Here is a 15,202-nt window from a genome sequence, read left to right as displayed (position 1 = left end):
TTGTTTTATGATGGATGTGTAAAGAAGGAAGGGCAGGTGGTGATTGATCCGAAATTAAGGAAGGGGAATTGATTTATGGAACTGAAAAAATGAATGAGGAATTGATGGATCTGATAAAAACGAAAGGGGATGTTTATTAGTTGAAGGACTTAAAGGAAAACCGGGAATTGCTTGTTTACCGGAGCTTGAACGCCAGAAGTATGCTGGATGAGGAAGCTCTTAATCAATTGCGGAATCTCGAAAAAGGCTTTGAAGGAGAAAAGTATTTTGAGCAGTGGCTTATTGAGAAAGGAGGGGATGGCATAGTATTAAGCGATCTGCTTTTTGAAATCAGCGGATCATTCGTACAAATTGATTCCCTGTTTATCAAACCTGATAAAATGTACGTATTCAATGTAAAGAACTCTGAAGGTGATTACTTCGCAGAAGAAGAAAGATGGTCGACCCCGGCCAAAAAAGAAATGAAAAACCCCCTGCTTCAGCTCAAAAGAAGTGAAGCCTTGCTCACTCGGCTCCTCCAGGATCAAAGCATCAAGTTTCCCCTCGAACCATTTGTCGTCTTTGTAAACCACCGCTTTCACCTCTACAATGCTCCAATGGACCAACCCATCATTTATCACCCCCAGCTGAACCGTTTTGCAGAAAAACTCAATCACAAGCCGGGCAGATTAACCGGCTTTCATGACATGCTCGCCAAGAAACTTCTGGATTCGCACGTGGAAGAATATCCGTTTTTGAAGCTGCCGGGGTATGGGTTTGAGGGGCTGGAAAAAGGTATTATCTGTCCAAAATGTCTATTGCTGTATACCCTCTTTAATAACAGAAATTTTATATGCTCTAATTGTAAAACAACCGAACCGCTTCTACCTGCAGTATTACGGGCAATAGGAGAATTCAGGCTTCTCTTTCCGGAAAAGAGGATCACCACAGATCAGATTCATGAATGGTGTAAGCTTGTTTTATCAAAAAAGACAATAAGAAAGATTCTGTACGCACATTTTGAACATATAGGGCGCGGGAGGTCTTCTCACTTTGTAGATAAATAAAATTAGTGCCATTGAATAAAAGATTTTTCTGAATGATAGGTCCGAACTTAGAGATAAGTGCCTTCAAGAAAGGAATTTTTCTGTTTGGTGGTTCCGATCTCATCGATAAGTGCCATCAAGACAGAAATCCCACTTCTTGATGGTTCCCAACTCAGAGATAAGTGCCATCAAAAAAGAAATCCAACCGCTTGATGGTTCGGAACTCGATGATAAGTGCCACCAAAACAGAAAATCCTCCGTTTGGTGGTTCCGAACTCAGAGATAAGTGCCATCAAGACAGATATCCCACGTCTTGATGGTTCCGAACTCAGAGATAAGTGCCATCAAGACAGAAATCCCACGTCTTAATGGTTCCCAACTCAGAGATAAGTGCCATCAAAAAAGAAATCCCATGTCTTGATGGTTCTCAACTCATAGATAAGTTCCATCAAAAAAGAAATCCCATGTCTTGATGGTTCCCAACTCTGAGATAAGTACCGCCAAAACAAAAAATCCTCCGTTTGGTGGTTTCGAACTCAGAGATAAGTGCCATCAAAAAAGAAATCCCATGTCTTGATGGTTCCCAACTCTGAGATAAGTACCACCAAAACAAAAAATCCTCCGTTTGGTGGTTCCGAACTCAGAGATAAGTGCCATCAAAACAGAAATCCCACGTCTTGATGGTTCCGAACTCAGAGATAAGTGCCATCAAAACAGAAATCCCATGTCTTGATGGTTCCCAACTCTGAGATAAGTACCATCAAAACAGAAAATCCTCCGTTTGATGGTTCTCAACTCATAGATAAGTACCACCAAAACAAAAAATCCTCCGTTTGATGGTTCTCAACTCATAGATAAGTGCCATCAAAACAGAAATTCCACGTCTTGATGGTTCCGAACTCAGAGATAAGTGCCATCAAAACAGAAATTCCACGTCTTGATGGTTCCCAACTCATAGATAAGTGCCACCAAAACAAAAAATCCGCCGCTTGATGGTCCCGCAAAAATCCCCCTCCAAAAAAATAAACTTTCCCCCAAACCCGTCGATAACCTCCTAGTAGAACTTTTTAAGGAGAGAGACATCAATGAAAAAAATTATGATCATAATCGCGTCCTGTATGCTGCTTGCCGCCGGGTGCGGGAAGAATGAGGCAGTCAGCAGTGCGGATCAAAAAATAAAAGTAGGGATCATGCTCTCGGATGTGGGGCTTGGGGATCAGTCGTTCAGTGACTCTGCGTTTGCGGGCCTGATGAAATCCCGTGATGAACTTGGCATTTTGTTTGATTACCGGGAGCTTGAAAAAACGGGCACTTATGAAAAAGGGATTACTGAGCTTGTTGAAGAGGGCAATGATCTTGTCGTTGGACTTGGGTTTATGGTTCAGGAAGATTTGGAAAAAGCGGCAAAGAAGTATCCGGATCAGCAGTTTTTGCTGATCGATGCGGTTTCTGAGGCTGAGAATATTACCTCAGTTACGTTTAAAGAGGATGAAGGGAGCTTTCTTGCCGGGGTTGTTGCAGCGATGGCTTCTAAAACAAATACGATCGGTTTTATCGGCGGCGCTGATGTGCCGCTTATAAATAAGTTCGCAGACGGATTTGCAGAAGGGGCAAGAACGATCAAGCCTGAGATTGTCATCTACACGGAGTATGCAAATGATTTCGGCAATGACATCAAGGGCGGTGTCATGGCAGACAGCATGATTAAAAGAAAGGCGGATGTACTTTATGCAGCAGCCGGTTTTACTGGGGCAGGTGTTTTAAAAGCGGCGCAGGACAGCGGAGTATATGCGATTGGTGTTGACAGCGATCAGTATTTTTATGCGGAAAAGGCTGTTGTAACCTCTATGATGAAAAATGTGGATATCGGCATTTTTCAGCTTCTGAAAGACTATGTCAAGAAACAGGAGCTTCCTGAGGGGCATATTGAACTTGGTGTGAAGGATAATGGGGTTCAACTGGCTCCGATCCGTGTCCTGAACCTGACTGAACAGCAGCAGAAAACGCTTGATCAATGGAAGCAAAAATTAGCAGAGAGCAACTAGGAGGATCATCGTGTCATTAAAGAAAAAATTATTGTTCAATTCTGTCGGCATTATCATACTTGCTACCTTTATGATTGGCTTTATCGTCTTCAATATGCTATTGATTCAAAAGACAAACCAGAATGAAGTTCCTGTGCTTTTAAATGTGGAAAAGCTGCAGGGAGAACTGAATGCAGCCAAGCAGAGCTTAAATAATGCTGCTTTTTCGCTTTCCGATGCGCACAAGGAGGAGGCGCTGCAGTCGCTGAACCGGACCGAAAAGCTTTTAGACAGCCTGGATCAGACCTTGCAGGATAAAAATGGGAAGGCTGCTTTAAGAAAGGCATCAGCCAAATTCGTTGAGCTCAAGCAGAAAACGCTGCCTGCACTTGAAGAGAAAAATCAGGCAGAAGTGAAACGCCAGGCTGTAAGAATGGATGGCATCTCAAACGATATTTATTCTGTGAATCTCCATGTTCATGACAGGTATACATTTATTCAAGAAGAAGTCAAAAGACAGATCGAGTTTGTCATTTTGTCAGCGGCCATTGGAACGGCTCTTTTAATTCTTGTTTCAAGTGTTCTTGTCATCAGAATGACATCGTCAATTACGAAGCCTTTAAAAAGCATGTCAGAACAGGCGGCGGCAATTGCACAGGGGAATCTTGCCGTGCAGGCTTTAACCTATAAGGGGAAAGATGAAATCGGGGCGCTCAATGATTCGTTTTCAAGTATGGTGAATCAGCTTAAAGGGCTGATCCTTTCTATTGACACTGTAAGCAAACAGGTCGATGGATTTGCTGAAACCCTTGACAGTGAAACACGTGTTTTAAGTGAAATCAGCGGACAGGTCGTTTTATCAACAGATGAACTGTCTGCCGGATCCCAGTCAATTTCCTCTGATCTTCAAGATGCTGTTTCTCTGATTGAGCGGATGGATGCAGGCTTCAGCGAAAACGTCATACGCTCCCAAAAGTCTGTCATTTTTGGCGAAGAAGCGGCAGGCGCCATTCAGGAGGGGCAGGGGGCAATCAGAACCCAGAGCGATTTGCTGAAAGAAAATGGCGTGATGATGAACCTGATCAATGACTCAACGAAGACATTTTTAGGGTATATGACGAAAATCGAAGATATGACGAAGGTCGTCTCCGGCATTGCCGATCAGACCAATCTTCTTGCGCTAAATGCAGCAATCGAGGCTGCGCGCGCAGGGGAAGCGGGAAAGGGATTTGCCGTAGTGGCAGCAGAAGTCAGAAAGCTTGCAGAAGAATCTACGAATGCCACCTCCCAAATCTTTGAAATGGCAAGCCTGATGCAATCCGGCATTGCAAACATTTCTGAATCTGTAGCAAAAGGGGTTTCCCTTGCAGAAAAGCAAAAGACAGGTATGGACATCACTACACAGGCTTTTCATGCGATTGATGAAAAAGTGAAGAATATTACACTGGAATTGATTAGCCTTGAAGAAGGTGTGAATCACTCGAAAACATTAGGCGGAAATGTTCTGCAAAATGTTGAGAGCATCAGCGCTGTAGTGGAGGAAACAGCAGCGGGAAGCGAAGAAATTTCAGCTTCAACTGCTGAGCAGCTTGCTGCTTTTGAAAAGATGGCTGAAGGGGTTTCAGAGCTGAGAAAGCTGACCTATGATCTGAAACAAACGTTAACACAATTTAAATTAACATAAAAAAACAGCAGCGGAATCTCCCCCGCTGCTGTTTCCATTTCTGATTACAAGTGATCTGTTTTCTTAGAAAATTGTTGTTCGCCTTTTTGGCGGCTTTTTTCGCGCATCATGTTTTTTTCATGCTGCTTGGCATTGTTGTCTTTTGCTTTTTTGTCGTTATCGCTTGTATGGGGCATCATCAAAACTCCTTTAAAAATGATATGTTTAGGATGCCCTACGAGAAGAAAAATATTATGAGATCTGTTTGTTTAAGAAAAAGATGGCGATTGTGCCTGGGCCTGAGTGTGCTCCAACGGAACAGCCGACCGTGTTGATGTAAATTTCTTTCGGCTGAAATTCAGCTTGAATCATGGACTTGATTTCATTAGCGGAATCAAGGTCGTCGCCATGGCTGATGGCGATTGTCTGATTGCTTAAGTCAGTGCCGCGTTCTTTCATAAGTTCAATGACACGGCGGAATACTTTTTTTCTCCCTCTGATTTTCTCTATAGGAATAAGTTTTCCGTCCTCAACATGGAGAAGAGGCTTTATGTTCAGCAGACCGCCGACAAATGCAGAGGTTTTGCTGATGCGGCCGCCTCTTGCGAGATAGTCGAGATTGTCGACTGTGAAAATGTGTTCTGTATGCACGCAGAAGTCCTTTACAGACTCTGCGATTTCGTGTAGAGTTTTTCCTTTACCGGCGAGTTCAGCTGCATATTTAACAGCAAGGCCAAGGCCAAGTGAAGCACATTTTGAATCGATAATGGCAAGCTCAAAATCAGGATATTCTTCTTTTACCTCATTGCCGATCATGACTGCAGTCTGGTATGTCCCTGAAAGCTCTGAAGAAAATGCTACATACAGAGCAGGCACTTTCTTTTGGGCGAGAGAGGTAAAGATCTCTTTGACATCTAAAGGAGAAATTTGCGTTGTTTTCGCAACTTTCCCTTCTCTCATTGCATCGTATACTTCCTTCGGTGTAATGGTCAGAAGGTCACGGTAGTCATGCTCATCAATATGTACGCCGAGCGGAAGCAGCGTGACACCGTTCTTTTCGTAAAACTCAAGCGGCAGATCGCTTGCGCTGTCTGCGAGGATGTGAACCGTCATTTTTGCACCTCATTTCATGTAATTTTTCCCTTTGGGAGAATAGTCTCATTTGAAATTGAATTCTTATAGTAAAAGTAGCACTTAGCCAAATAGAAGTAAAGAACAACGAAAGCCCTGAAAAGACATAATTTGTATTGGTCTGCAAGAAAAAAGGGTAAATCAGAAATACTATTAATATCTTATAGCCCGGGAGGATTTTCTGCAAATGGTTTATGAAGAAGTCAAAAAAGGAATAATTGTGATTTTCGGCGCGCTGCTGAACGCTGTGGGACTGAACCTGTTTATGATTCCGGCGGATGTATATGCCAGCGGATTTACAGGGATTGCCCAGCTTTTATCAAGCGTTTTGATTGAATATACGCCCCTTAACATATCGACCGGGGTTCTGCTGCTCCTGCTGAATATACCTGTAGCGATTTTAGGCTGGCAGAAGGTCGGGAAATCATTTACGCTCTACAGTGTGCTGAGCGTCGCAGCGACAACCTTCTTTCTTTCGATTGTCCCGCTCTATCCGCTGTCTGAAGACATCCTGCTGAATGCAGTATTCGGAGGCGTGATCGTAGCAATCGGAGTCGGAATTACGCTTAAGTACGGGGCATCAACCGGAGGACTTGATATTGTTGCCATGATTCTCTCACGCATGAAAGATAAGCCCGTGGGAACGTATTTCTTCATTTTGAACGGAATCATCATCTTTACAGCCGGTCTGCTTTATGGATGGGAAAAAGCACTCTATACGCTTGTCACTCTCTACGCATCAACGAGGGTCATCGATGCAATCCATACCCGTCATGAAAAACTGACAGCCATGATTATCACGAAAAAAGCCGATGACCTGAAAAAGGCAATTCATGCTAAAATGGTAAGAGGCATCACGATGGTTCCTGCAAAAGGGGCCTTTACTAACGAACAAAAGGACATGCTGATGATCGTGATCACGCGCTATGAACTTTATGATTTAGAAAAAATCATTAAGGAAGTGGATCCAAAGGCATTCACAAACATTCTTCAGACAACAGGCATCTTTGGATTCTTCCGCAAAGAATAGGAGATATGCGCAATGAAAAAACTTTTGTTCATTACGGTCTTTTTGATTCTTGCAGGCTGCGGCCAAAGTGCTGAACAGCCGCAAGAGAAAGAACAAGCGGAAGAGGTGTCGGGTGATATGGAAGAAAAAGATGTCGAGCTTTCAGTTGAAACGAAAGAAGAATCAGGTGTTGTCCAAATCACCATGATGGTTAAAAACAACTCAGATGAAGAAAAAAACTTTGAATTTTCGTCCGGACAAAAGTACGAAATCATTATTACCGATCCGAACGGGGCAGAAGTCTACAAATATTCAAAAGGCAAAATGTTTACACAGGCGCTGCAGTATGTAACGATTCCTCCTGGCGAAAGCAAAACCTACGAGGAGACATGGGACATGAAATCAGCAGGAAGCCTGCAGGCGGGAGACTATACGGTGACCGCCCAGTTTGCCGGAAAAGCTGAAGGAGCCAAGCCTCTTCAGGAAGTCAAAACATTTACAGTTTCAGAATAAAACGGCTGCGGTTTATCCGCAGCTTTTTCTGTTCTGTAGGAAATTATAAAAAATAAAAGGTTGTTGATAACATAACAAAGTTATCATCGGCAAGCGGAAGCGCCTAGATCCTCTTTCAGAACAAATCCGACAAAAAAGGCGGGAACCGGACTTTTCCGCCGGATTCTTATCTGACTATCGGAGCGGGCCTTGGCGCTTGCGCTTTTGTTCTTGTTTCATCAGTTAAAATCCCCGGAATACAGATTCCGGGGACCGCCATCATACCTACATGTTCTTCAGTTCATCCTGAAGTTCGCTGAGCTGCTTTTGCTCTGCGGGTGAAGCGTTGGCAAATGCGGACATAAGAGCATTTTCGGCTTTCGCTTTAGAATCTGCGTCTACGCTTTCGCCGCCATGCTGCTGAGCCCCGCCTTGCTGTCCGCCATGCTGAGAGCTGTAGCTTTGATGTTCATTGTGATTTGCCCCGTAGCTATGGGACCCGTTATGCTGTGCTCCATGCTGCGAGCTGTACTGATTTTCTTCAGAACGGTGTTCATGACCATGGTCATGACCGATTTTGCCGGTTAAAACTTCTCCAGCTTTTTCGACTGCTTTGCGTGCTGCCTGAAATAGTTGGTTACCCATAAATTAAAAGCCTCCTAAAGAGGATTTTTCTGCCATTTGAGCTTTGCGCTCTTCTGACTCAGCCATTGTTGTATGATAAGGGAAACGTTCATCATGTTTCGAAACGGAATCTTTACCTTGCTGAACAAAGCGTTTAGATTTATTACTGCTCATGCGAAATTCCCCCTAAAATGAATGGTTGACGCTGCTGATGCGTCCTCATTATTTTGTCTCATACGTGGGCGTTTTATGGTTGGAAAACTTCACTAAAAAAGACGCCTTACAGAGATAGGGCGTCTTTTAAGTATTCGGCAATGCCGTCTTCTTCGTTTGTCTTCGTTTCGCGGTTTGCTACTTCTTTCAGTTTTGGGATGGCATTTCCCATCGCTACTCCCTGACCTGCGTATTCCAGCATTTCAAGGTCGTTGTCTTCGTCTCCGAAGGCAATAATTCTTTCTGCGGGAATCGAGTAGGAATCGGCAATTATTTTCAATCCCACGGCTTTGTTCATGCCATGCTTGATTAATTCGATGACATGCCAAGGAGCGGCCCAGCGTCTGTGGTCAACCAGCTCTGCATGAACGTCCGACAAATAGGTGCGGATATTGTCGACTTCTTCTTCTGATGCATGAATCAGAATGCTTGTCACATCATCACCGAGATTTTTGCGAAGGTCTCCCACTGTAATGTCAGATGTATTCATTGTAAATACATCGAGTAATTTTTCGTCATGATAGTGAAAATAAACATGATCGATCACTTCGGCAAGAATATTTTTCACGTTGTGTTTTTCACATACTTCAACAATCTGCTTGACTGTTTCCACATCCAGCGTAGTGTGAAACGCTCCCCATTGATCGTCTTTCGGGTGATGGACAAATGCCCCGTTGAAATTGACAATAGGTGTATCAAGCTCGAGCTCTTCATAATACATGGAGCTTGCTCTGTATGGGCGGCCTGTTGAGATGCAGACGATATGTCCCGCTTCTCTCGCTTTTTTTAAGATTTCTTTTGAGTAGTCAGAAATCGTTTTATCATCCTTTAATAAAGTACCATCTAAATCGAGTGCAATTAAATGAGGTAGTGTCGTCATAGAAGCTCCTTTATTTTATGATTAAAGGGACGGCTGAAAAACAAAGTCCCCTTACAGTGTATCTTTTTTCCAAGATTATTGTCTACATGTTACACTTATGTTTAGAAAAGAAAGAAGTCTTAAAAAGGAGGTATGCCTCATGATCACTGTTGAAAAAATGAACATTGCCGGTATTCCCGTCCTGCACATCGCGAGGGATGCGGATAAAAATAAAAAGACGCCGTTTGTCCTGTTCGTCCACGGCTTTACGAGCGCCAAGGAACACAACCTTCACTATGCCTACCTTCTTGCAGAAAGAGGAATTCGCGTTGCTCTTCCTGATGCTCTTCACCACGGTGAACGAAGCGGAAAACTTCAGGGCACGGAGTTAAATATGCAATTTTGGAGCATTGTAATAAATGAGATCAAGGAACTTGATTTGATAAAGAATCATTTTGAAAAGAACGGCCTGATCGATCCTGAAAACATAGGCGTTGCCGGAACATCGATGGGCGGCATCGTCACTCTCGGGGCACTGACCCAGTACGAATGGATCAAAGCTGCAGCAAGCTTGATGGGCAGCCCTTATTATGAGCAGTTTTCCCGTCAGCAGATACAATATGTACAAAAAATGGGCATGAAGGTCCCTCTTACAGATGAAGAGATGGAAAAGCATTTTCTCAGCCTGCAGGAATATGATCTCAGCCTACATACAGAAAAGCTTGCATCACGGCCGCTGCTTTTCTGGCATGGCAAAAAGGACAATGTGGTCCCGTTTGATCCGACGTATACATTTTTCAAGGAAATTCAATCTGCTTATGAGACAAAACCGGAGTATCTGAAATTTATTGCCGATACGAACGCCGATCATAAAGTTTCCCGAGAAGGACTGATTGCAACGGTTGACTGGTTTGCTGATTTTCTTTGCGAAAGCAAATCAGTTTAGGCCGGTCCCTTTGTCAGGTATACTAGATAAGAGGAGTGATAAAAATGGATGAAGCATTGAAAGAGAATATATATGGCGCGCTTGAGCTTGTGGTTGACCCTGAGCTTGGAGTCGACATTGTCAATCTTGGTCTTGTGTATGATGTTGACCTTGATGAAAACGGTACAGCCCTTGTCACGATGACATTAACTTCAATGGGATGCCCGCTTGCAGGCACGATTATCGATCAGGTGAAAGCAGCCCTTCGCGATATCCCTGAAATCAAAGAAACAGAAGTGAACATCGTCTGGAATCCGCCATGGACAAAAGACAGAATGAGCAGAATTGCCAAAATTGCTCTGGGTGTTCAGTGAGTATTAAATCCCGGTCCGTTATGGATCGGGATTTTTTTCTTGATGAAAAATATATAAAAATACAATTGATTTTATTTTTATGCAGTATTATAATGGGTACTAAATCTCACATATGTACGATATAAATTAAAGGGTGATTCGATTTGAAGGTAGGTATAATAGGCGCTACAGGCTACGGAGGGAATGAGCTATACAGGCTTCTCTCAAAGCATCCACATGTAAATGAATGTATTTTATATACATCGTCAGAAGCAGAGAAGGCATACAGGGATTCTTATCCGCATCTGACTGACATCAGCTGGGAAAGCTTGACTGCCATTCACACTGCAGGAATTGAGTCCGAGGTGGATGTCCTGTTTATGGCATCCCCTCCCGGTGCAGCGGCAGAACTGCTGCCTGAGATCTGCACGGAAAAGGTAAAAGTCATTGATTTGTCCGGAGACTTAAGATTAAGAGATTCAAAGACTTATGAAAGCTGGTACAAACGAAAGGCAGCAGATCCGGTCATCGTGGGCAAGGCGGTTTACGGGCTTTCTGAATGGAATAAAGACGCAATCAGAAAAGCGTCCGTTATCTCAAATCCCGGCTGCTTTCCAACGGCAGCAATCCTTGGTCTCGCGCCTGCGGTCAGCAGGGAATTAATCGATGAATCCTCTATTATTATTGATGCAAAAACCGGGGTTTCCGGTGCAGGACGCAAGCCTGACGCCGGCGTTCATTATGCAGAGACAAATGAGAATTTTAAGATTTATAAAGTGAATGAACACCAGCATATTCCGGAGATTGAACAGGCTCTGTTAGAAATGAACAGCGCGGTAAAGCCTCTTACGTTTCAGACTCACCTTGTTCCCATGACAAGGGGAATTATGACGACCATTTACGCAAAGGCGAAAAGCGGCAGTTTAAAAGAGTGGCATGATCTTTATCAGGAGTATTACAAAGATTGCTATTTTGTAAGAGTGAGGCCGGTCGGGGAATTTCCTTCAACTAAGGAAGTGTACGGTTCAAACTACTGTGATATCGGAATTGCTTTTGATGAAAGAACAGGCAGGATTACCATTGTGTCTGTGATTGACAACTTAATGAAAGGTGCAGCAGGGCAGGCAGTTCAGAATTTCAACCTGATGAACGGATTTGATGAAACAGCAGGTCTTGAAATGGCTCCCCTGTATCCATAAGGAGGCTTATCGATGCTAAAAGTAAAAGAGTCCGCTGGGATTCAGAAAATAGAAGAAGGTTCTGTGACATCGCCGCAGGGATTTAAGGCGGACGGGGTACATACCGGCTTAAGATATGCAAAAAGAGATTTGGGTGTCCTGATCAGCGAGGTTCCGGCAAGCTGTGCAGCAGTTTATACACAGAGTCATTTTCAGGCTGCTCCATTAAAAGTGACACAGGAAAGCACAAAGTCAGAGCAAAAACTGCAGGCGCTGATCGTAAACAGCGCGATTGCAAATGCCTGCACAGGGAAGCAGGGGCTGAAAGATGCGTATGAAATGAGATCGCTGTGCGCGGAAGCATTCTCATTGAAAGAAGAATATGTGGCGGTAGCATCAACAGGTGTTATTGGAGAATTTCTGAAAATGGACTGCATCCGCAGCGGAGTAAGGGCCGTTTCTCCTGTAAAGCTTGGGGCATCTGCTTTTGAAGAAGCGATTTTGACAACAGACACTGTGACAAAGAAAACGGCCTATGAGATTGTCGTCGGCGGAAAGAAAGTAACTATTGGAGGGTGCGCAAAAGGGTCGGGGATGATCCATCCAAATATGGCCACGATGCTTGCCTTCATTACGACAGATGCAGCAGTTGAAAGCGATGTGCTCCAGGGGGCGCTGAGCGAGCTGACAGATATTTCGTTTAACCAGATTACAGTGGACGGGGAGACATCGACTAATGATATGGTGCTTGTCATGGCAAACGGCCTTGCAGGAAATGATATGCTCACTCCGGAACATGAAGATTGGGATGCTTTTAAACGGGGGCTGAAAATGGTATGCGAAGATCTCGCAAAAAGCATTGCAAAAGACGGTGAAGGAGCTACAAAACTGATTGAAGTGACAGTTGAGGGTGCTGCTTCAAATGAGGAAGCGAGAATAACGGCCAAGAAAGTCGTCGGATCAAGCCTCGTGAAAACAGCTGTTTACGGCTCTGATGCCAACTGGGGCAGAATCATCGGGGCAATCGGGCACAGTGATGCAAAAGTAAATCCGGATGGGATCGGCATCTTTTTAGAAGGCCAGTGTCTTTTTCATAATGGCCAGCCGCAGGCATTTTCAGAGGAACTGGCAAAAAAAGCGCTTGAGCAAGAAACGGTTGCCATTCATATTGATCTCAGGGTTGGAAACGGTGAAGGTAAAGCATGGGGCTGCGACCTGACATACGATTATGTCAAAATCAACGCAAGCTACAGAACGTAAGGAGCGGACTATGGACAGAACAGTGGTGCTGAAATGCGGAGGAAGTACAGTCGATGAGCTGTCAGGTGATTTTTTTGAAAGCCTGCACGAGCTGATCAGTCATGGACACCGGGTTGTCATTGTTCATGGAGGAGGGCCTGCCATCAATGCGGCCTTAAAATCAATGAATGTGCAGACGGAGTTTATCGGCGGCCAGCGGAAGACGACAAAGCAGGTTCTTGATGTAGCGGAAATGGTGCTTGCGGGACAAATCAACAAACAGCTGGTAAGAGCCCTGCAGCAGCACGGATTTAAAGCAGCGGGCATTGCCGGATGCGACGGAGGGACCCTGACAGGAGAGCATCTGAATGAACAGGAGCTTGGGCACGTAGGCAAGATTACAGCCGTCGATGACCATCTTATTAAAACACTGCTGAAAGGCGGCTATATCCCAGTCATCGCACCGCTCGCCAAAACAAAAGACCACAGCACGCTGAATGTGAATGCGGATGCGGCAGCTGCAGCTGTAGCAAGCGCGCTTGAGGCAAACCAGCTGCTGTTTGTGACAGATGTAGAGGGCATCATGAAGGAACAAATCGTCATCCGGCATACAACTCCCGATGAAATAGCAGAAATGATCGGCTCCGGCATTATCAGCGGCGGAATGATTCCCAAGGTCCAGGCTGCCATAAAATCTCTCTCCCAAACGCTGAAAGAAGTGATGATCGTCAGCGGAAAGAGGAAGTTTGCATCTGAATCATCCATCTTTGGAACAAAAATAACTGCCGGCAAGGAGGCTGCATTAAAGTGAGTCATTTATTCCCTACATACGCAAGGTATGATCTTGAAATAAAAGAAGCAAAAGGCGCGGTTGCAGTTGATCAGAATGGAAAAGAATACCTGGATTTTATCTCCGGCATTGCCGTGTGCAATTTAGGTCATTGCGATGAGGATGTAAAAGAAGCTGTAAAAAAGCAGCTCGATAAAGTATGGCATGTTTCCAATCTCTTTCAAAGCTCTATCCAGGAGGAAACAGCCCGGCTGCTTACTGAAAGCAGTTCAGGAGATGCCGTCTTCTTCTGCAACAGCGGGGCAGAAGCGAATGAAGCGGCGATCAAGCTTGCAAGAAAGCATACGGGCAAGTCGAAAATCCTGACATTCAGACAGTCCTTCCACGGCAGAACATTCGCGACGATGTCTGCAACCGGCCAGTCGAAGATTCATGACGGATTCGGGCCGCTGCTGCCGTCGTTTGAATACCTTCCGTATAATGATTCTGAAGCACTGGAGCAAATTGCAGGAGATGACTATGCAGCCATTATGCTTGAAGTGGTTCAGGGAGAAGGCGGAGTCGTTCCTGCAGAGCAGACATTCATGGATGCAGTAAAAAAAGCGTGCACAAGACTTGGAGCACTGCTGATTGTTGATGAAGTGCAAACAGGCATCGGCCGGACAGGAAAACCGTTCGCCTATCAGCATTTTGGTGCAGAGCCAGATATCATTACATCAGCCAAGGGGCTGGCAAATGGATTTCCGGCAGGAGCCATGATCGGGAAAAAAGAGCTGATTTCATCTTTTCAGCCAGGCTCTCACGGAACCACATTCGGAGGCAATCCGCTTGCGATGGCAGCAGCCAAAGCAACACTTGAAAAAATCTTTGATCCTGTCTTTCTCGAAGACGTGAACAGGAAAGCCGATAAAATGTACGATCTGCTCAAAGATGTCCTATCCGGTGCAGAAGAAGTGGAAGAAATCAGAGGTAAAGGCTTCATGATTGGCATTCAGCTAAGTCAGGAGGCAGCTCCACTCATTGCAGAACTCCGGTTGAGCGGGCTGCTTGCACTACCGGCCGGGCCGACGGTGATCAGGCTGCTGCCGCCGCTTACCGTAACAGATGAAGAAATGTCTGCAGCTGCAGATATTATCGGAAAAACCTTGAGGAAAACGGCAGGGAGCGTGAGGTAGAACTTTGTTCTGGCGGATGGGTGCCATCAGTCAGCGGAAATTCCGGATTGATGGCACTGAACAGGGAGAAAAGAGCCATCAACAGTTGGAGAATTCTGTTTGATGGCACTAAACATCAAGAATAGAACCATCAACAAACAGAAAATCAGGTTTGATGGAACTGAACATCAAGAATAGAACCACCAACGAACAGAAAATCAGATTTGATGGAACTGAACATTGAGAATAGAACCACCAACGAACAGAAAATCAGATTTGATGGAACTGAACATTGAGAATAGAACCATCAACAAACAGAAAATCAGATTTGTTGGCACTAAACATCAAGAAGAGAACCATCAACGAACAGAAAATCAGTTTTGATGGAACTGAACATCAAGAATAGAACCACCAACAAACAGAAAATCAGTTTTGATGGCACGAAACAGCAAGAATAGAACCACCAACAAACAGAAAATCAGGTTTGATGGAACTGAACATCAAGAATAGAACCACCAACAAA

General features: G+C 44.5%; 16 protein-coding genes. 11 read left to right on the top strand and 5 right to left on the bottom strand.

Translation table 11 applies throughout. The annotated features are described in order from the left end of the window. Positions 1 to 140 precede the first annotated feature (140 nt). From RKD52_RS16895 to RKD52_RS16885, 3 genes are all read left to right on the top strand, one after another. Entirely contained in the window at positions 141 to 1,046 is a 906-nt protein-coding gene (locus tag RKD52_RS16895; RefSeq protein WP_454100624.1) for a nuclease-related domain-containing protein, read from the top strand. A 1,064-nt stretch (positions 1,047 to 2,110) separates the two neighbouring features. After that, positions 2,111 to 3,070: a BMP family lipoprotein gene (locus RKD52_RS16890; protein ID WP_454100623.1), complete on the top strand. Its 960-nt coding sequence runs from the start codon at positions 2,111 to 2,113 to the stop codon at positions 3,068 to 3,070. Between the two features lie 10 nt (positions 3,071 to 3,080). After that, a complete protein-coding gene (locus tag RKD52_RS16885; RefSeq protein WP_454100622.1) occupies positions 3,081 to 4,733 on the top strand; it encodes a methyl-accepting chemotaxis protein in 1,653 nt (550 codons plus the stop codon). Between the two features lie 44 nt (positions 4,734 to 4,777). Here the strand turns inward: RKD52_RS16885 and RKD52_RS16880 are convergent, their stop codons facing one another. Together RKD52_RS16880 and RKD52_RS16875 are read right to left on the bottom strand one after the other, a co-directional pair. Further along, on the bottom strand, positions 4,778 to 4,909 hold the full coding sequence (locus RKD52_RS16880) for a DUF3941 domain-containing protein (protein ID WP_369732185.1): 132 nt from the start codon (positions 4,907 to 4,909) through the stop codon (positions 4,778 to 4,780). A 55-nt stretch (positions 4,910 to 4,964) separates the two neighbouring features. Then, complete coding sequence (locus RKD52_RS16875; RefSeq protein ID WP_454100621.1) at positions 4,965 to 5,825, bottom strand: DegV family protein; 861 nt, start codon at positions 5,823 to 5,825, stop codon at positions 4,965 to 4,967. A gap of 205 nt (positions 5,826 to 6,030) precedes the next feature. Here RKD52_RS16875 and RKD52_RS16870 point away from each other — a divergent pair, with 205 nt between their 5' ends. Together RKD52_RS16870 and RKD52_RS16865 are read left to right on the top strand one after the other, a co-directional pair. Next, on the top strand, positions 6,031 to 6,873 hold the full coding sequence (locus RKD52_RS16870; RefSeq protein WP_029282694.1) for a YitT family protein: 843 nt from the start codon (positions 6,031 to 6,033) through the stop codon (positions 6,871 to 6,873). A gap of 12 nt (positions 6,874 to 6,885) precedes the next feature. Continuing rightward, a complete protein-coding gene (locus RKD52_RS16865; protein WP_454100620.1) occupies positions 6,886 to 7,365 on the top strand; it encodes a BsuPI-related putative proteinase inhibitor in 480 nt (159 codons plus the stop codon). Positions 7,366 to 7,629: 264 nt separating this feature from the next. Here the strand turns inward: RKD52_RS16865 and RKD52_RS16860 are convergent, their stop codons facing one another. The 3 genes from RKD52_RS16860 to RKD52_RS16850 all read right to left on the bottom strand — a co-directional run bounded on the left by RKD52_RS16860 (position 7,630) and on the right by RKD52_RS16850 (position 9,061). Further along, a complete protein-coding gene (locus RKD52_RS16860; protein ID WP_454100619.1) occupies positions 7,630 to 7,989 on the bottom strand; it encodes a DUF3813 domain-containing protein in 360 nt (119 codons plus the stop codon). A 3-nt stretch (positions 7,990 to 7,992) separates the two neighbouring features. Next, positions 7,993 to 8,142 carry a hypothetical protein gene (locus RKD52_RS16855; protein WP_168713755.1) on the bottom strand — a complete coding sequence of 50 codons (150 nt, stop codon included), beginning with the start codon at positions 8,140 to 8,142 and terminating at the stop codon, positions 7,993 to 7,995. A 106-nt stretch (positions 8,143 to 8,248) separates the two neighbouring features. Continuing rightward, positions 8,249 to 9,061, bottom strand: a complete 813-nt coding sequence (locus RKD52_RS16850; RefSeq protein ID WP_454100618.1) for a Cof-type HAD-IIB family hydrolase — start codon at positions 9,059 to 9,061, stop codon at positions 8,249 to 8,251. Between the two features lie 139 nt (positions 9,062 to 9,200). On the opposite strand from RKD52_RS16850, the gene RKD52_RS16845 reads away from it, so the two are divergent. The 6 genes from RKD52_RS16845 to RKD52_RS16820 all read left to right on the top strand — a co-directional run bounded on the left by RKD52_RS16845 (position 9,201) and on the right by RKD52_RS16820 (position 14,700). After that, complete coding sequence (locus RKD52_RS16845) at positions 9,201 to 9,986, top strand: prolyl oligopeptidase family serine peptidase (protein ID WP_454100617.1); 786 nt, start codon at positions 9,201 to 9,203, stop codon at positions 9,984 to 9,986. Between the two features lie 44 nt (positions 9,987 to 10,030). Beyond that, positions 10,031 to 10,339, top strand: coding sequence for a metal-sulfur cluster assembly factor (locus RKD52_RS16840; protein ID WP_029282683.1), 309 nt, complete (start codon positions 10,031 to 10,033; stop codon positions 10,337 to 10,339). 143 nt (positions 10,340 to 10,482) lie between these two features. Beyond that, positions 10,483 to 11,517, top strand: coding sequence for an N-acetyl-gamma-glutamyl-phosphate reductase (gene argC, locus RKD52_RS16835; RefSeq protein ID WP_454100616.1), 1,035 nt, complete (start codon positions 10,483 to 10,485; stop codon positions 11,515 to 11,517). 12 nt (positions 11,518 to 11,529) lie between these two features. Beyond that, the gene (gene argJ, locus RKD52_RS16830) at positions 11,530 to 12,756 is read left to right on the top strand and encodes a bifunctional ornithine acetyltransferase/N-acetylglutamate synthase (protein ID WP_454100615.1); all 1,227 of its coding nucleotides are present in this window, start codon (positions 11,530 to 11,532) and stop codon (positions 12,754 to 12,756) included. Between the two features lie 10 nt (positions 12,757 to 12,766). Continuing rightward, positions 12,767 to 13,546, top strand: a complete 780-nt coding sequence (gene argB / locus RKD52_RS16825) for an acetylglutamate kinase (RefSeq protein WP_454100614.1) — start codon at positions 12,767 to 12,769, stop codon at positions 13,544 to 13,546. Further along, the gene (locus tag RKD52_RS16820) at positions 13,543 to 14,700 is read left to right on the top strand and encodes an acetylornithine transaminase (protein ID WP_454100613.1); all 1,158 of its coding nucleotides are present in this window, start codon (positions 13,543 to 13,545) and stop codon (positions 14,698 to 14,700) included. The genes argB and RKD52_RS16820 overlap by 4 nt, the downstream gene beginning before the upstream one ends. Positions 14,701 to 15,202 lie beyond the last annotated feature (502 nt).

The sequence above is a fragment of the Metabacillus sp. SLBN-84 genome (assembly GCF_053629595.1).
This window is presented reverse-complemented; position numbering and strand designations above follow the sequence as displayed.